Raw genomic sequence first — 17,065 nt, forward strand, 5'->3', positions numbered from 1 at the left:
GCTCCCGACTGGAAGCGGCCCCTGCCATCCGGTCGATCCGCCCTGCTCAGGCGCCCTTCCCGGCCGGCCTGCGGAGCCGGATGTTCTCCAGCCGGTCGAAGCCGTCCAGCACCCGCCCGCCGAGCCCCCGCATCCGCAGGAGCGTGGAGGGCGGCAGCAGCACAGCCCTGATCCGCCTGCCACGGGTCACGGTGGCGGCCAGCGCCCGCCGCACACTTCGCAGGTCCGCACGGAGCGTGCCGGTCTCACCCGGGGTCCTGGCGTAGAGCGTCCGCTCCACCGCCGAGGTGATCCTCCCCAGCGCGGCGGCGGCCTCCGGTTCGAACCCGTACTGCTCCGTCAGCCGCCTGGCCAGCGCGCGCGGGCTCTCACTCGGCTGCCGTGACATTCCGTAGTCGCACAGAGCGTCATCGAGTTCGGCCCAGGACGCCCGCACCGCCGACTCCCGCCGCATGATCCTGAGTGCCGTGGCGTCGCTCGGATCCTCGCCGTCGGGATCCCTGACCTGCCGGGTGTGGTACCTGCCGCGGCGGGCCCGCAGCTGCCAGCGGATCATCGCCGGAATCAGCGCGACCAGCAGCGCGATCACGACTCCGATGCCGATTCGCGCGGCCGGCGGCATGCCCTCGTCCAGTGCGATCGGCAGGCCGCCGGAGTCGAGGTCGAGTGTCCGGTCACGGCGGCCGGCCGCCGCCCCGCCGGTGGGGTCGGAGTCGCCGGGGTCCGCCGACGGGGCCGTGATCGGCTCGTCGGGGGTGGCCGACGTCACCTCGGGCCGGGTGTAGGAGGGCACCGTCGCGCTGCCCTGGCCCGCCCCGCCCGTCGGTGTGGGTTCGAAACGGAGCCATCCGGTGCCCTCGAAGTACAGCTCGGGCCAGGCGTGCGAGTCGTGGGTGCGCACCTGCCACTGTCCGGACAGGTTGCCGCCTCCGGTGTAGCCGATGGCGACCCGGGAGGGGATGCCCAGGACGCGCGCCAGCACCGCCATGGAGGCGGCGAACTGCTCGCAGTAGCCGGTCCTGTTGCGGATCAGGAACTCCGTCAGCGCCGGGCCGTCGTGCCCCTGAGTGGACAGGTCGTAGGTGAACCCGCCCTTTTTCGTGAAGAACTCCTGCAGCTGGATCGCCTGCTCGTACTGGCTGGAGTCGCGCTTGGTCACCCGGGTGGCCAGTTCCCTGATCTCCTCGGGAAGGCTCTCCGGCAGTGCCAGGTACCGTTCCTTGATCGCCGGGGCCGCCGGATCCGCGGCCCTGAGCTTCTCCGCCGTGGGCTCGGGCTCGGCGGTGACCACCTGGTAGGTCAGGCCCTCGGCGGTGTTCCTGGTGGAGAAGACCATGAGCGTGTCGCGGTCGGGCCGCCAGTCGCCCTCCACCGTGACCCTGGACGCGGGGTAGGGCAGTGGCAGGAAGCTCAGCCTCCTGACCTGCTCGCTCACCGTGATGTCGAGGGTCGCCGTCGTGACGGGCACGTCCACGCCCTGGCCGGGGGGCGGTGGCATGGGTGAGTCGGAGGTCCGGTCCTCGGGGCGGCCCCTGGGCTCCGACATCGTCCACTGCTCGCCGTCGAAGACGTCGAGGGAGTACATCCGCAGGTAGCGCGCCGCACCGTCGCTGGCCGTGTAGGTCAGCACCGTGGAGTTCTCCGGCAGCGACAGCTGGCCGCGCAGGTTGACGATGGGGTTCGGGATGCTGACCGAGTTGCCGCCACCCTTGCCGTTGCCCACCCCGAACGAGAACAGCGGGTTGGGCTCCAGCGGAGGGAGCAGCAAGGGCAGCAGGACGGCCAGCACGATCGCGGTGAAACCGATGCGCCTGCCGGACAGCCGTAGCGTCCCGGCATCGGAGGAGGGCCGCGTGACGGTGAAGGAGGACGTCCGGCGCACCAGCACCGCCCGGCCCCAGTGGCTGACCCGCTCCCGTCCGTCGGCGACGAGCACGCCGAGATAGCCCAGGGCACCGACGATGAACGCCGGCCAGCTGATCGGCTCGGCGACCACCGCCGCCGGGACGGTGAACAGCGCCAGCAGCGGCAGCCCGGTGAGGGCCGCCCTGCGCAGCCGCGCGGCCAGCAGGTCGACGGTGATCGCGATCAGGCCGACGCCGCCGCAGGTGAGCAGGACGATTCCGTCGCTGTCCGGCACGGGGGCGGCGAACCGCTGGATGTCGGCGAAGCCCGTCGCCAGCAGCTCGGCCAGTGCCAGGACCGACTCCTTCGTGGGCACCACCCTCGCCCATGCCTCGTCGCCGGCGAACACCGCGGTCAGGTAGATCCAGACCGTGAGCACCTGGGCGGGCGGCACCAGCCAGCCGGGCAGCCTGTAGTGGCCGGCCAGCACGCCGATCCCGGTCACGACCAGGATCGCGCCGAGGCTGGTCCAGAACCAGGCGCCGCCCTGGAAGAGGGGATAGAGCGCGATCGCGACCGCTCCCGTGGCCACGCCCGACGCGATGGGAAGTCTCATGCGTTGCCCCTGCTCGCCAAGGATCGCCCGCGCTGCGCGGCGTCCTGCCACACGCTCGCGACGGAGGCGCCGGCGGCCAGTCGCACGACGCGCCAGCCCGTCCCCGTCAACACCGCCCGCGCCGCCTGGAAGTCCTCGTTCTCGCCGAGTTCGGGATGCTCCCATCCCGCCACGTCCAGCATCACGGCCACGCCGGTCATGTTGCCGTGCCTGACCCTGGCCAGCTCCTGGGCCTGGTCGAGGTCCATCTTGCCGAGCACGGCCACGATCAGCCCGTCGCCGCCGCCCTGGCGCAGCGCGCCGACGCCGTACTCCAGCGACCGTGCCGGGCTGGCCCGTACCACGGCCAGGGTGTCCAGCAGCGACAGGCTCAGCCCGCTGTCGGTGAGGTGCTCGGCCCCCTGGTCGGTGACCAGGCGCAGGCCGAGACCCTCATGGGCCAGGTGCACGCCGATGGAGGCGGCGGCCGAGACCGCGGTCTCGAACGACGAGCGCGGGCCCTCACCCCGGTGGGCGTATCGCCGGGTGTCCAGCAGCAGCGCGCCTCTGCTCTGCCACTGCTGCTCCTCGCGCCGGACCATCAGCTCGCCGTGCCTGGCGGTCGAGCGCCAGTGCACCCGCCGCAGGTCGTCGCCCTGCCGGTACTCGCGCGGGGCGACGTCGTCGTCCCCCGCCGCCGCGACGCTTCTGGTACGGCTGTCACCGCCGCCCGTCCACTCGCCGACCAGACGGACGTGGGGCAGCGCCACCACCTGGGGCGTCACCATCAGCGTGTCGCTGATGGTGAACGACCTGGTCAGCTCGACCAGGCCGAAGGGATCGCTGATCCGGATGGAGAGCGGGCCGATGGTGAAGCGGCCGCGCAGGTCGGAGCGGACCCGGTAGTCGATCTCCCGGATACCCTGCGGCTCCACCCGGTCCAGCACGAACCTGGGCCGGGCGCCGAGGGCGTAGGGAACGGTGTCCTCGACCATCAGCAGACCGGTCGGCAGCCGGGTGACGTTCTCCAGCCGCAGCGTCACGGTGGCCTCGCTGCCCACCTCGGCCCTGGGCGGATCCAGACGCCGCGCGCAGCTCAGCCGGTAGCGGGTGCGGGCGACCACCATGGCCGCCAGCAGTGGCAGCGAGACGATCAGCACGCCGATCCTGAGCAGGTCGTGCTCGCCGAGGAGGAAGGCGCACAGCAGCGCCGCGACGCCGGACGCGATGAAGGACCGGCCGCGGGCGGTGAGCGCCTTGAGGCCGGAGGTCACCGGGCCTGGGCCTCGGGAACGGGAACCCGGCGGACCAGGTCGGCGATCACCTGCTCGGGCGGGCGGCGCTGCCCCTGAGCCTCGATGCTGGGCAGCAGCCGGTGCGCCAGCACGGGGATGGACAGCTCCTGCAGGTCGTCGGGAATGACGTAGTCGCGGCCGGCGAGCGCCGCGTGCGCCCGCGAGGCCCTGACCAGTTGCAGGGTCGAGCGAGGAGAGGCGCCCAGCCTCAGGTCGGGGGACTGGCGGGTGGCGGTCACCAGGTCGATCGCGTACTTCTTGATCGGCTGGGAGACGTAGACCCCGCGCACCGCCTCGATCAGCGCCCGCACCTCTTCGGTGGTGGCCACCGGCTCCAGCTTGTCCAGCGGGGAGGCGGCGCCGTGCACGTCGAGCATCTCCAGCTCCGCGGAGGGGGCCGGGTAGCCCATCGCGATCCTGGCGGTGAACCGGTCGCGCTGAGCCTCGGGCAGGGGGTAGGTGCCCTCCATCTCGATCGGGTTCTGTGTCGCGATCACCATGAAGGGGGAGTCCAGCCGGTAGGTCGCCCCGTCGACCGTGACCTGCTGCTCCTCCATGCACTCCAGCAGCGCCGACTGGGTCTTCGGGGAGGCACGGTTGATCTCGTCGCCCACCACGATGTTGGCGAAGACCGGGCCCGGCTTGAACTCGAACTCCCTGGTCTGCTGGTTGTAGGCGCTCACCCCGGTGATGTCGCTCGGCAACAGGTCGGGGGTGAACTGCACGCGGCGCACCGGGCAGTCGATGGAGCGCGCCAATGCCTTGGCGAGCATGGTCTTGCCGACTCCGGGCACATCCTCGATGAGCAGGTGGCCCTCGGCGAGTAGTACGGTCAAGGTCAGGCGGATGACGTCACTTTTGCCTTCGATCACCGATTCGATCGACTGGCGGATCCGGTGCGCGGTGACAACAAGATCATCGAGCTGAGGTGAGACGTCATGAGTTACTGCCACCAGGCCTCCATGAGGATGCGGCGGTTGTGCGCCGGGGGTTGCCGTTGCGGAATCTTTGCGATCCCGTTACTCATTCTGTTTACGACCCTACGGCGCCGCGCGTTCCAACGGCGACCTTATGCGGTCATCAAGGATGATTTCGGGTGATCAGCCACAGTGTGCGCCATGATCGTCGCGTTCCTGTGCGAGTGACGTGCCGATCCTGTGACGGGCATGGTGCTGTTTCACCTTCCATCATTCTTCACCGCCTTACAGTCCATTTCATGATCTTTGGACTATTCGGCAATCTTCCCGACACGCCCATGACGTATGACGGGCCGCTTACCCCCTCCACTCCGCACCACCCCATTTGAACTGGGGAAATGTCGACGAAACCTGCCGTGAAGAGGCGCGGAATCAGTTGACGGTGGAGAGAAGTGGAGTATGGTGGTGCGCAGTGGAGGGCAAGGCCGCGACGCCTGGTTCGCCGCTGGGCACGGGAGGTGGAGCCGATGTTCCTCGGCACTCACCACCCGCGTCTCGATGAGAAGGGACGGCTGTTCCTGCCGGCGAAGTACCGTGAGGAGCTGGCGGAGGGTCTGGTGATCACCAAAGGCCAGGAGCGTTGCCTCTACGTCTTTCCCGTAGAGGAGTTCCAGCGCATAACCGAGGCTCTGCGCAACGCGCCGGTGACCGCCAAGGCGGTCCGTGACTACAGTCGTGTCCTCTTCGCCAGTGCATCCGACGAGGTCGCCGACAAGCAGGGACGGATCACCGTTCCGCAGGCTCTGCGCGAATACGCCAGCCTGCGCCGTGACTGCGTGGTCATCGGAGCCAACACCCGGCTGGAGATCTGGGACGCGCACGCCTGGAGCGCCTATCTGGCCGACCAAGAGCAGGCTTTCGCCGATCTGTCGGAGGAGGTGCTGCCAGGGATTTTGTGACTCCACGGTCGACTCATCGGTAAAACGTCGTTCGGCGAGGTCTCCACCCGCAACCACCTGCCCGTCAGCTGATGCACCTTCCCCGGTGTCAGGTGACGGACGGATACGCGGGTGCGGATGGGGACCTGGCCGGACGGCCCCGGGGGTGGGGGCCAGTTTCAAGACACCGGTGAGCGTCCGCCGCGCGTCCGTGGGACGGGGCGGGAAATAAGGAGGGTTGCGCTTCATGCGCGCCGAGAACCACAGCCATGATCTCCAGGCGCCGGGGGGGCACGTCCCGGTCATGCTCGACCGGGTGCTGGAGTTGCTCGCTCCGGCGCTGGCCCGCCCCGCCCCGGTGCTCGTCGACGCCAACCTCGGACTCGGCGGCCATGCCGAGGCGCTGCTCGCCGCGCACCCCTCGCTCCACCTGATCGGGATCGACCGCGACCCCACCGCCATCGAGCGCTCCACGGCCAGGCTCGCGCCGTACGCGAACCGGATCACGCTGGTGCGCGCGGTCTCCGACGAGCTCTCCGAGGTGCTGGCCGACGCCGGCCACCCCCGGGTCGACGCGGCCCTGTTCGACCTGGGGGTCTCCTCCCCGCAACTGGACGAGGCCGAGCGTGGTTTCGCCTACTCCTACGACGCGCCGCTGGACATGCGGATGGACCGTGACGAGGAGCTCACGGCCGAGATCGTGGTCAACACCTATCCGGCCGCCGAGCTGATCCGGATCCTGCGGGATTACGGAGAAGAACGATTCGCCCCGCGTGTCGCGCATCTAATCCTCAAGGAAAGGGCCAGGGAGGCCATAACGTCTACCAAGCGGCTTGCGGAGATCGTCCGGACGGCGATCCCCGCCGCTACGCGCAGGACCGGGGGCAACCCCGCTAAAAGGACTTTTCAGGCGTTGCGGATCGAGGTGAACGCGGAGTTGACGGCGCTGGAACGCGCGCTCCCAGCCGCGCTCGACGCATTGACGCTGGGCGGGCGCGTCGTCGTGCTCGCGTACCACTCCCTCGAGGACCGGCTGACAAAGCAGGTCATCACCGCGCGGACCAGGGACACCGGCCCTGTTGGCCTCCCTGTCCCGCTGCCGGCTCACCAGCCGCGGTTCGCGCTCCTGACGAGGGGAGCCGAGCTTCCGAGCGAAGAGGAGGTGGCCCGCAACCCGCGGGCGGCCTCTGCCCGGTGTCGGGCGGCAGAGAGGATCCGTGAGGCAGTTGACGAGGAGTGAGACAGACGTCCGACGTGCCGCGCCCAGCCGTGCCGTGCCCGGTCGCGGCGCGCGTCCCGTGCGTGTCCCCCGCGCGATGCCGCAGGGGCGTCGCAGCGGTCCGGTCAGGCCCGTCTCCGGTCCGGCCGCGCCGGCCCAGGCGGCTCCCGCGGCCCGTCGCGCGCGGGCGCCGAGGGCTCCCTTCCTGCTGCTCGTGGTCGGCCTGCTCTGCGGCGGCCTGGTCAGCCTGCTGCTGCTGAACGCCGTGCTCGCCAAGGACTCCTTCCGGGCCAACGGGCTGCGCAAGGAGATCAGCGGGCTGCGCATCGAGAAAGAGGCGAAGCAGAGCGAGAACATGCGCAGGGAGATGCCCGACGCGGTCGCGAAGAACAACGAGTACCAGGGGCTTGGGCCCGACTGGGACACCGCGCGCGTCATCACTCCCGACAAACCCGCCAGCAGGGCCGCCAGCGACGGTCAGACGCCCGCAGGGCAGGAGCGAGTGCCGGGCACGGGCCGGTGAGAGAGAGCGGCGGACGAGGGCCCGGACAAGGCCGCGGCGGCTCCTCGGGCGGATCGGCGGGAAACTCCGGCCGCCGGTCTCCCGGCGGCCCCGGCCGGACGGGCAGTCCCGGCGGAGCCTCGGACGTCCCCGGCAAGCCCGGTTCCGGCGGCACCGGGCCTTCCGGTGCTCCCGGTGTCCCCGACAGCCCCGGCGGGCCCGCCTCCCCGGGCAGGCCCCCGGCGTCCGGCAGGTCCGGCTCGTCGAGATCGTCTGGTTCCCCTGGTGCCGGCCGTGCGGGTTCCGCCGGCCGGGGGCAGGGCGCCGACGGGCCGGGTAGGCCCGGTTCCTCGGGCAGGTCGTCCGGTTCCGGTCGCGCGGGCTCTTCGGGCAGACCGTCCAGCACGGGCTCCGGCCGGGCGGGCTCTCCGGCCAGGGGACAGGGCGACGAGAAGGCGTCCGGTGCGGCCAGGGGGCGACCCTCCGCCGAAGGACCCGGTAAGGGCCAGGGGGCAGGGCGGACCGGCAGGTCGGGCTCCGCCGCGAGGCCGTCCGCCTCGGGCGGCTCCGGCCGGGCGTCCACCCCCGGCGGTCCCGGCAGGACGGGCTCGCCCGGCAGGCCGGCGGCCTCGGAGGGCACCGGCAGACCTGGCAGATCCGATAAATCTGATAAATCCGATAGGCCCGCCAGACCCGGCTCTCCGGCGAGGCCGCCGGCCGCGGGCGCGTCCGGCAGATCCGGCTCTCCGGGGCGGCAGGGTGCCACCGGCAGGCAGGGGGCCGGCGCGAGGCCGCCCGTCCCCGGCGCACCCGGCCGGCCGGGCGCGCGTCCGGGCAGGGGCGCCTCCGGGGCTCCGGACGCCCCCTCCGCACTCCGGGCGACGGGTGGCTCCGGCAGGCCCGGCGGCCCCTCGGCGCCGCGCAGGCCCACCGGTGCCGAGACCGCGCGCGGACCGGTGCGGGCCGCGCGACCCCAGGAGTCACCGGGCCCGCCGGGCCGGGCGAGGCCCGCGCCGAGGCGCGGGGACGAGCGGCCCCAGGAGCAGGAGTACACGCGCGCGATGGGACGCGGCGGCGGCAGGCCACCGCGGCCTCCGGCGCGCCCGTCCGCGGTGCTGCGCCTGGGCAACCCCCGCAGGCGGATCGGCATCGGCCTGATGGCGATGACCTTCGTGCTGTCCATCTTCGCGGGGCGGCTCATCCAGCTTCAGGGCCTCGACTCGAAGGTCTACACCGCCGAGGCGGCCAAGCAGCGCGTACAGGGTGAGAAGCTGCCCGCGAGAAGGGGCTCGATCACCGACGTCAACGGACACGAGCTCGCGCTGACCCTGGAGGCGCGCGAGATCTTCGTGGACCCCTCGCAGGTGGTCGTCGCGCAGCGCGACCGGGTGGCCACGGTCCTGGCCAAGGAGTTGAACGAGGCCAAGGATCCGATCGCCGCCAAGCTGGCCGACGGCACCAGCCACTACGAGCAGGTCGCCGCTGCCGTCGATCCCGCGCTCGCCCAGCGGATCATGGCGTACGAGTTCAAGGGCGTCGGCAGCAAGCACCGCTACCGGCGTGACTACCCGGGCGGCGACCTGGCGGGCAGCCTGCTGGGTTTCGTCGGCACCGACGGCACGGGACTGGCCGGGCTGGAGAGCACCTACGACAAGCTGCTCGCGGGCCGGGACGGCGAGCAGATCATCGAGACGGGCGCCAAGGGGCAGCGCATCCCGATGACCCGCAGCACCCTGCGGGCGCCGGTCGAGGGCAGGGACGTGCGGCTGACCATCAACCGCGACGTCCAGTGGGCCGCGCAGAAGGCGATCAGCGAGCAGGTCAAGGCCACCGGGGCGCGCACCGGCAGCGCCATCGTGATGGACGTGCAGACCGGTCAGTTGATCGCCATGGCGAACGCGCCGGAACTCGACCTGAGGAACTGGAAGGACTCCCCGGTGGAGGACCGGGTCAACCGGTCGGTCACGGACGTGTTCGAACCGGGCAGCACCAACAAGGTCATCACCGCCGCGGCGGCGCTGGAGTCGGGGGCCGTGCGGCCGGACACCCTGTTCACCGTCCCCGACCAGATCAGGTGTGCCGACCGGGTGCTGAAGGACTCCCACCCGCACGCCACCGAGCGCCTGACCTTCTCGGGCGTCGTGGCGACCTCCAGCAACGTGGGCACGATCCTGGCCACCCAGAAGATCGGCGACGAGAAGCTCCACTCGATGCTCCAGCGCTTCGGTTTCGGCGCGAAACCCGGCACCGGGCTGCCGGGGGAGGAGGCGGGGCTCCTGCCCGACTGGAAGGACTGGTCGGGCAGCCAGCGCTGCACGATCGCCTACGGCCAGGGCATCTCGGTGACCGCGATCCAGACGGCGAGCGTCTACCAGACCATCGCCAACGGCGGGGTGCGCGTCACCCCGCAGATCGTGGCCGGTACGACCGGCGAGAACGGCGCGTTCACGCCGTCCGCGCCGGGTGAGCGGACCCGGGTGGTCAGTGATCGTACGGCGCGGGAGATCGCCGCCATGCTGGAGGCCGCCGTGAGCGAGGAGGGCACCGGCAACCTCGCCGCGATCGACGGCTACCGGGTGGCGGGCAAGACGGGCACCGCGATGCGCTATGACACCAGATGCCAGGGCTACTGCGGATATACCGCGACGTTCGTTGGTTTTGCTCCGGTGGACAAGCCCCGCCTGGTCGTCCTGGCGGTGCTCCAGGATCCCCAGCAGGGCCACTACGGTGGGGAGATCGCCGCCCCGGTCTTCAAGCAGCTGATGACGTTCGCGTTGAAGAGCGGGAAGATTCCCCCGACCGGAACCCGGCCCTCCCCGGTGCGGATACGCGCAGGGAGGTGACGAGTGAAGGTACGCTCTCGCCGTGCATCCCCCGTCGTCCATGCGACCCTCAACCAGTTCACCCCGTCCGCTCTCCGGGCTGGCGAGCCTCATCGGCGCGCCCTCGGGCACGTCGCGAGCACCGCTGGCCGCGGTGTCCGGGATCACCATCGACTCGCGCCAGGTGTGTCGTGGAGATCTCTACGTCGCGCTGCCGGGGGCCACGGCCCACGGGGCCGACTTCTCCGCGCAGGCCCTCGCCGCGGGTGCCGCCGCGATCCTGACCGACGAGGCGGGCAGGCAGGCCGCGGTCGCGACCGGCCTGCCGGTCCTCGTCGTGCCCAACCCGCGCCGCCTGCTGGGACAGGTCTCCGCCTGGGTGTACGGCAATCCCGCGGCGGACGTGACGGTCATCGGCGTCACCGGCACCAGTGGCAAGTCCACCACCACTTTCCTGCTGGAGGCCGGACTACGGGCCGCAGGACACCGGCCGGGGCTGATCGGGGGCGTGGAGATCCACGTCGGTGAGCTGCGTTTCGCGCCGAAGCTCACCACGCCGGAGGCCAGCGACCTGCAGGGCCTGTTCGCCCTGATGCGCGAGCAGGGCGTCACCGCCGCGGCCATGGAGGTCTCCAGCCACGCGCTGGCGCTGGGCCGGGTCGACGAGGTGTCCTACGACGTGGCGCTGTTCACCAACCTGTCGCAGGACCACCTCGACTTCCACCGGGATCTCGACGACTACTTCGCGACGAAGGCCCGGTTGTTCACCCCCGAGATGAGCAGGGTGGGCGTCGTCAACATCGACGACGCCCACGGGCGGGAGCTCCTCGGCACCGCGAAGATCCCGATGACCACCTTCTCCGCCGAGGGCGCCGTGGAGGCCGACTGGCGGGCCGTGGACGTGCGGCTGGGCCCCGAGGGCAGCAGTTTCAAGATCGTGGGCCCCGGCGGCGTCGAGGAGGCCGCGACGATCGCCCTGCCTGGCCCCTTCAACGTGGCCAACGCCCTGGGCGCCGTCGTCGCACTGGTGGAGGCCGGTGTGCCGCTGCGAACCGCGGTGGCGGGCATAGGTACGCTGGCAGGAGTTCCGGGCCGGATGGAGCGGGTTCCCGGCGGGGAGGACTTCCAGGCCATCGTCGACTACTCGCACAAGCCCGGCGCGGTCGAGTCGGTCCTGTGCTCGCTGCGCGAGGTCACCGCGGGCAGGCTCATTGTGGTTCTTGGCTGCGGGGGTGACCGTGACCGTGGTAAACGCCCAATGATGGGAGAAGCCGCCGCAAGGCTGGCAGATGTGGCTATTCTCACCAGCGACAACCCCCGCTCCGAGGATCCCCTGCGGATCCTCGCGGAGATGATGGACGGAGTTCTCGGTGTGTCCCAGGACGGACGCGCACATGTGATCATTGAGCCTGATCGTGCCGCGGCCATCGACCTGGCCATTGGCCGGGCGGGTTTCGGTGACGTCGTCGTCGTGGCCGGCAAGGGTCACGAGCAGGGCCAGTACATCGGCGACCAGGTGCTTCCTTTCGATGACAGGCAGGTCGTGGCCGACGCGATCGTCAGGCGCCGGAACCGCACCGGGCGCCGAAGCACGTATGGAGAGTAGGGAAGACGCATCATGATCCCGTTGCCGCTGGCCAGAATCGCCGAGATCACCTCGGGGGCCCTCGCGGGCATGGCCGACCCACGCGCGGTGGTGCGCGGCCCGGTCGTCATCGACTCCCGCGCCGTCGAACCGGGGTCGCTGTTCGTCGCGATCAAGGGTGACCGGGTCGACGGGCACGACTTCGCCGCCCAGGCCATCGAGGCCGGGGCGGTCGCCGTGCTGGCCTCCCGGCCCGTCGACGTCCCCGCCGTCATCGTCGGCGACACCGTGACGGCCATGACCGGCCTGGCCACCGCCGTCTGCGCCGAACTGCCGGCGACCACGGTCATCGGCATCACCGGCTCGGCGGGCAAGACCACCACCAAGGACCTGCTGGCCAGGCTCACCGCCAGGATCGGTCCAACGGTCGCCCCCGTCGAATCGTTCAACAACGAGATCGGCCACCCGCTGACCGTGCTGAAGGCCGACGAGGACACCCGCTACCTGGTGCTCGAGCTCAGCGCGCGCGAAGTCGGGCACATCACCCACCTGACCCGTATCGCCCCGCCGAGGATCGGCGTGGTCCTCAACGTCGGCACCGCCCACCTGGGCGTCTTCGGGGGCAAGGAGGAGATCGCCAGGGCCAAGGGCGAACTGGTCGAGGCGCTGCCCGCCGACGGCGTGGCCGTGCTCAACATCGACGACCCGCTGGTGGCCGCCATGGCCGGACGCACCGGTGCCCGCGTCACCTGGTACGGCCGGGCCTCCGGCGCCGACGTGCGGGCCGAGAACGTGACCGTCGACGACCGGGGGCGCGCCTCCTTCACGCTGCGCACCCCGTCCGGCGCCGCCCCGGTCGGCCTCCGCCTGTACGGCGAGCACGCGGTGGAGAACGCGCTGGCGGCCGCGGCGGCCGCCTACGAGCTCGGCCTGCCGGTCGCCACCATCGCCGAGGAGCTGTCGGAGGCCGAGCCCCGCAGCCGCTGGCGGATGGAGGTCACCGACCGCGAGGACGGGGTGACCGTGATCAACGACGCCTACAACGCCAACCCCGACTCCATGCGCGCCGCCTTCGGCGCCCTGGACGCGCTCGCGGGCGATCGCCGCCGCTTCGCGGTCATCGCCTCCCTGCGCGAGCTGGGCGAGGACGGTCCCGCGCTCAACGAGGAGCTGGGCCGGCTGGCCGGGGGCGCGGGTCTCGCCGGCCTGTTCGTCGTCGGCCCCGACGCCGACCCGATCCTGGCCGGGGCGGAGGCCGCCGTACAGGAGGCCGCGGGCCACGTACCGGCGGCCGGTGCCCCCGCGGCGTATGCCGGACCGACCTCGTACGCGGAGGCCTCGCGCGCCGCGGGCGGCCCGCCGGGCGCGGGAGAGCCGCCGGGCACCGGCTCGGCGGCCCGCCTCTCGCCCGTCGTCGCCTTCGGTGACGCCCCGGCGGCCGGGGTCCAGGGCGCCACCCGGGTCTCGCACGCCGCCGACGCGGCACAGGCGGGCGCGGAGCTGTCGGCGCTGCTGGCCCCCGGTGACGTCGTGCTCGTCAAGGGACCGCGCGCCGCGGGCCTCGAGCGGGTGGCCGCGGCGCTGCTCGGGGGTGATCGCCGATGAGGGAGATCCTCGTCGCGGCGGCGATCAGCCTGCTGCTGTCCATGCTGGGCACGCCGCTGGCGATCCGGCTGTTCTCCCGGCGCGGCTACGGGCAGAGCATCAGGGAGGAGGGCCCCTCCGGCCACCACGACAAGCGCGGCACCCCCACCATGGGCGGCACCGTGATCGTGATCGCCGCGCTGGTCGGCTTCGCCTGCGCCCACCTCTACAGCTTCACGCCGCCCACGGTCTCCGCGGTCCTGGTGCTGTTCCTGATGACGGGCCTGGGCGCGGTCGGCTTCCTGGACGACTTCATCAAGATCTACAAGCAGCGCAGCCTGGGCCTGCGCAGCGGTGCCAAGGCACTGGGCCAGCTCATCGTCGGCGCGGTCTTCGCGGTCCTGGTGACCCGTTTCCCCAACGCCTACCTGATCACCCCGGCCGAGACGCGCCTGTCGTTCCTGAGGGACTTCGGCCCCTCCATCGGGCTCATCGGGTTCATCATCTGGGTACTGATCATGATCGTGGGCTTCTCCAACGCGGTGAACCTCACCGACGGTCTCGACGGCCTGGCCAGCGGTGCCACCGGCGTGGTGCTGGCCTCCTACGTGCTGATCGGCAACTGGCAGCTGCGCAACAGCTGCACCACCCAGCTCGGGCCCAACTGCTACTGGGTCCGCGACCCGCTGGACCTGGCCGTGGTCGCCGCGGCGGTGCTCGGCGCGCTGGTCGGCTTCCTGTGGTGGAACGCCCCACCCGCGAAGATCTTCATGGGTGACACCGGCTCGCTGGCCCTGGGCGGCGTGCTCGCCGGGTTGGCCATCACCACCAGGACCCAGCTCCTGCTGATCATCCTCGCCGGGCTGTGCGTGCTGATCACCATGTCGGTGATCATCCAGGTGGGCTCCTTCAAGATGACCGGTAAACGGGTCTTCAGGATGGCCCCGCTCCAGCACCACTTCGAGCTGAAGGGCTGGGCCGAGACGACCATCGTGGTCCGCTTCTGGCTGATCGCCGCCCTGTGCGCGGCCGCCGGGCTGGGGATCTTCTACGTGGAATGGATGCCCAGGCTGTGAGTGGGAAAGGCCATGTGATCTGCGTCGCCGGGCTGGGGGTCTCGGGCACGGCCGTGGCCCGCACGATGGCCGCGAGGGGCGAGAAGGTGGTCGTCCTGGAGGGCAGGGACGGCGAGCGGGCCAGGGCGCTCGCGGGCGAGCTCGCCGAGCTCGGTGTCGAGGTCCGCTTCGGTGAGCCCGCGGAGCCCCCGGAGGGCACCTCGCTGATCGTCACCACGGGCTGGCCGCCGCACCACCCGCTGCTCGCCGCCGCCGCGGCGGCGGGGATCGAGGTGATCGGCGAGGTCGAGCTGGCCTGGCGGCTCCGCCCGGGCGAAGCCGCTCCCTGGCTGGCGCTGACCGGTACCAACGGCAAGACCACCGTGGTCCGGATGCTCACCTCGATGCTCCTGGCCGCCGGGCACCGGGCGCTCGCCGTCGGCAACGTCGGCACCCCGGTGGTGGAGGCGGTCGCCGGGGCCGGCGACGTGCTGGCGGTGGAGCTGTCCAGCTTCCAGCTGCACCGCTCGCCCAGCATCGCCCCGTACGCGGCCGCGGTGCTCAACGTGGCGCCGGACCACCTCGACTGGCACGGCTCCATGGAGGAGTACGCCCGGGTCAAGGGGGAGATCTTCGCCAGGGCCGGGATCGTCGTGTACAACGCCGATGACGAGTGGGCGACCCGTCTCGCCGCGCGGTACGAGGGCACGGCGGTACGCAGCGTGGGCTTCACCCTCGGCGTGCCCTCACCGGGCCGGCTCGGCGTGGTCGAGGACCTGCTGGTGGACCGGGCGTTCGTGGCCGATCCCACGGCCAACGCGGAGGAACTCGCCTCGTTCGACGACATCCGCCCGTTCGCGCCGCACAACGTGGCCAACGCGCTCGCCGCCGCGGCGCTGGCCAGGGCCTACGGGGTGAGCGCCGCCGCGGTGCGCGAGGGCCTGCTGGACTTCGTGCCCGACCCCCACCGGATCGCGCACGTGGCCAGGGTCGCCGAGGTCGACTACGTGGACGACTCCAAGGCCACCAACCCGCACGCCGCCGCCGCCTCGCTGGCCGCCTACCCGTCGATCGTCTGGGTGGCGGGCGGGCAGCTCAAGGGCGCGGACGTCGGCGAGCTGGTACGCCGCGCCGCGCCCCGCCTGCGCGGTGCGGTCCTCCTGGGAGTCGACCGCGAACGAATTCGCGAGGCTCTGGCGCGACACGCCGGGAATGTTCCGGTGGTGGAGGTGGCCGGGCAAGACACTGGGGTCATGGACCGTGTCGTCACCGAAGCCGCCAGGCTCGCCGCCCCCGGAGACACCGTGCTGCTGGCCCCGGCCGGCGCCTCCTGGGACATGTTCTCCGGTTATCCCGCACGAGGGGAGGCGTTCGCCCGAGCCGTGCACCGTCTCGCCGCAGGGCACGACGGGGGACGGGCGTGAGCGCGACGGCGCAGGAGGAGAGCGCCCCCCGGGGTCAGGACGGCTTCCGCGAGCACCTGCTCGCCTTCCGCGAGCTGCTCAACCGGCCGTTGACCTCGTACTACCTGATCCTGGGGTGCAGCGCCCTGCTGCTCGTCCTCGGCCTGATGATGGTGCTGTCGGCATCCAGCATCGAGGCGCTGCAGGAGAAGGGAGATCCCTTCTACTGGTTCTTCAAGCAGTCGGTCTCGGCCGGGATCGCCCTGCCGCTGATGTGGATCTGCGCCCAGCTGCCGCCCCGGTTCTTCAGGCTCGCCGGCTACCCGCTGATGGCGCTGTCGATCCTCGGGCTGGTGCTGGTGCTGTTCGTCGGCACCTCCCAGCTCGGCGCCCAGCGCTGGATCGACCTCGGCCCCATCTACCTGCAGCCGTCCGAGCCCGCCAAGCTCGGGCTGACGATCTGGGGGGCCGACCTGCTGGCCCGCAGGGCGCGCAACGGCCTGATCGAGTGGCGCAGCCTGTTCATCCCGCTGATGCCGGGCACCGCGATCCTGGCCGTCATGGTCATGCTGGGGCGCGACCTCGGCACCACGCTGGTGCTGATGATGATCTTCCTGTCGCTGCTCTGGGTGGTGGGCGCGCCGCTGAGGCTGTTCGGCGGGATCCTCGCGGTGGCGGTGCTCGCGACCATCGTCATGATCAGCACCGAGGGCTACCGCTCGGCACGGATCGCGGGTTGGCTCGACCCGTGGGGCAACGCCCAGGGGGCCGGTTTCCAGGCCGTGCAGGGGCAGATCGCGATGGGCAGCGGTGGCTGGTTCGGGCTGGGCCTGGGGTCCAGCAGGCAGAAGTGGAGCTGGATCCCGCACGCGGAGAGCGACTTCATCTTCTCCATCCTCGGCGAGGAACTCGGACTGATGGGCACGCTCGTCGTGGTGGCCCTGTTCGGGCTGCTGGGTTACGCGGGGCTGCGGGTGGCCACCCGGGTCAAGGACCCGTTCGTCCGGCTCGCCTCCGCCGCCGCGGTCGCCTGGATCGCCGGTCAGGCGATCGTCAACATCGGCGCCGTCATCGGCGTGCTGCCCATCACCGGTATCCCGTTGCCGCTGGTCTCCTACGGTGGGTCGGCCCTGTTGCCCACCCTGGCCGCCCTCGGCATGCTCCTGTCGTTCGCCAAGCACGAACCCGGCGCCCGCGAGGCTCTCGCGGCCCATGGCCCCGGACCGGTGGCGCGGGGCCTAAGCTGGCTTGGCCTGGGTGGTCCGGCCAGGAAACGACGGCCGGGCCGTGGAAGACGATAAGCGA

General features: G+C 71.5%; 12 protein-coding genes. 9 read left to right on the forward strand and 3 right to left on the reverse strand.

The features are described 5' to 3' along the window. Positions 1 to 46: 46 nt before the first annotated feature. The 3 genes from ABT061_RS30755 to ABT061_RS30765 are packed head-to-tail and all read right to left on the reverse strand — an operon-like array spanning position 47 to position 4,688. Complete coding sequence (locus ABT061_RS30755) at positions 47 to 2,461, reverse strand: transglutaminase TgpA family protein (RefSeq protein ID WP_350924507.1); 2,415 nt, start codon at positions 2,459 to 2,461, stop codon at positions 47 to 49. Next, positions 2,458 to 3,714, reverse strand: coding sequence for a DUF58 domain-containing protein (locus ABT061_RS30760; RefSeq protein WP_350924509.1), 1,257 nt, complete (start codon positions 3,712 to 3,714; stop codon positions 2,458 to 2,460). The genes ABT061_RS30755 and ABT061_RS30760 overlap by 4 nt, the downstream gene beginning before the upstream one ends. Further along, complete coding sequence (locus tag ABT061_RS30765) at positions 3,711 to 4,688, reverse strand: AAA family ATPase (RefSeq protein ID WP_350924511.1); 978 nt, start codon at positions 4,686 to 4,688, stop codon at positions 3,711 to 3,713. Before ABT061_RS30765 ends, ABT061_RS30760 begins: the two co-directional genes overlap by 4 nt. Positions 4,689 to 5,179: 491 nt before the next feature. Here ABT061_RS30765 and mraZ point away from each other — a divergent pair, with 491 nt between their 5' ends. From mraZ to ftsW, 9 genes are all read left to right on the forward strand, one after another. After that, positions 5,180 to 5,611 carry a division/cell wall cluster transcriptional repressor MraZ gene (gene mraZ, locus ABT061_RS30770; RefSeq protein ID WP_350924513.1) on the forward strand — a complete coding sequence of 144 codons (432 nt, stop codon included), beginning with the start codon at positions 5,180 to 5,182 and terminating at the stop codon, positions 5,609 to 5,611. Between the two features lie 226 nt (positions 5,612 to 5,837). Continuing rightward, entirely contained in the window at positions 5,838 to 6,830 is a 993-nt protein-coding gene (gene rsmH, locus ABT061_RS30775; RefSeq protein ID WP_350924515.1) for a 16S rRNA (cytosine(1402)-N(4))-methyltransferase RsmH, read from the forward strand. A 58-nt stretch (positions 6,831 to 6,888) separates the two neighbouring features. After that, complete coding sequence (locus ABT061_RS30780) at positions 6,889 to 7,332, forward strand: hypothetical protein (protein ID WP_350924517.1); 444 nt, start codon at positions 6,889 to 6,891, stop codon at positions 7,330 to 7,332. Between the two features lie 1,091 nt (positions 7,333 to 8,423). Next, entirely contained in the window at positions 8,424 to 10,154 is a 1,731-nt protein-coding gene (locus tag ABT061_RS30785; protein ID WP_502991506.1) for a peptidoglycan D,D-transpeptidase FtsI family protein, read from the forward strand. A 40-nt stretch (positions 10,155 to 10,194) separates the two neighbouring features. After that, complete coding sequence (locus tag ABT061_RS30790; RefSeq protein WP_350924521.1) at positions 10,195 to 11,739, forward strand: UDP-N-acetylmuramoyl-L-alanyl-D-glutamate--2,6-diaminopimelate ligase; 1,545 nt, start codon at positions 10,195 to 10,197, stop codon at positions 11,737 to 11,739. Between the two features lie 12 nt (positions 11,740 to 11,751). Further along, positions 11,752 to 13,323 carry a UDP-N-acetylmuramoyl-tripeptide--D-alanyl-D-alanine ligase gene (locus tag ABT061_RS30795; protein ID WP_350924523.1) on the forward strand — a complete coding sequence of 524 codons (1,572 nt, stop codon included), beginning with the start codon at positions 11,752 to 11,754 and terminating at the stop codon, positions 13,321 to 13,323. Further along, positions 13,320 to 14,378: a phospho-N-acetylmuramoyl-pentapeptide-transferase gene (mraY, locus tag ABT061_RS30800; RefSeq protein ID WP_350924525.1), complete on the forward strand. Its 1,059-nt coding sequence runs from the start codon at positions 13,320 to 13,322 to the stop codon at positions 14,376 to 14,378. The genes ABT061_RS30795 and mraY overlap by 4 nt, the downstream gene beginning before the upstream one ends. Next, positions 14,360 to 15,781 carry a UDP-N-acetylmuramoyl-L-alanine--D-glutamate ligase gene (murD, locus tag ABT061_RS30805; RefSeq protein ID WP_350924527.1) on the forward strand — a complete coding sequence of 474 codons (1,422 nt, stop codon included), beginning with the start codon at positions 14,360 to 14,362 and terminating at the stop codon, positions 15,779 to 15,781. Before mraY ends, murD begins: the two co-directional genes overlap by 19 nt. Beyond that, positions 15,778 to 17,061, forward strand: a complete 1,284-nt coding sequence (gene ftsW / locus ABT061_RS30810) for a putative lipid II flippase FtsW (protein ID WP_350924529.1) — start codon at positions 15,778 to 15,780, stop codon at positions 17,059 to 17,061. The genes murD and ftsW overlap by 4 nt, the downstream gene beginning before the upstream one ends. Positions 17,062 to 17,065 lie beyond the last annotated feature (4 nt).

The sequence above is a fragment of the Streptosporangium sp. NPDC002544 genome (assembly GCF_040295965.1).
Taxonomy (GTDB): Bacteria; Actinomycetota; Actinomycetes; order Streptosporangiales; family Streptosporangiaceae; genus Streptosporangium.

Excerpts from the sequence above, each read along its gene's own strand:
- ABT061_RS30755 (WP_350924507.1), bottom strand. The coding sequence starts at position 2,461 with ATGAGACTTCCCATCGCGTCGGGCGTGGCCACGGGAGCGGTCGCGATC.
- mraZ (WP_350924513.1), top strand. The coding sequence starts at position 5,180 with ATGTTCCTCGGCACTCACCACCCGCGTCTCGATGAGAAGGGACGGCTG.
- rsmH (WP_350924515.1), top strand. The coding sequence starts at position 5,838 with ATGCGCGCCGAGAACCACAGCCATGATCTCCAGGCGCCGGGGGGGCAC.
- ABT061_RS30790 (WP_350924521.1), top strand. The coding sequence starts at position 10,195 with ATGCGACCCTCAACCAGTTCACCCCGTCCGCTCTCCGGGCTGGCGAGC.
- ABT061_RS30795 (WP_350924523.1), top strand. The coding sequence starts at position 11,752 with ATGATCCCGTTGCCGCTGGCCAGAATCGCCGAGATCACCTCGGGGGCC.
- mraY (WP_350924525.1), top strand. The coding sequence starts at position 13,320 with ATGAGGGAGATCCTCGTCGCGGCGGCGATCAGCCTGCTGCTGTCCATG.
- murD (WP_350924527.1), top strand. The coding sequence starts at position 14,360 with ATGGATGCCCAGGCTGTGAGTGGGAAAGGCCATGTGATCTGCGTCGCC.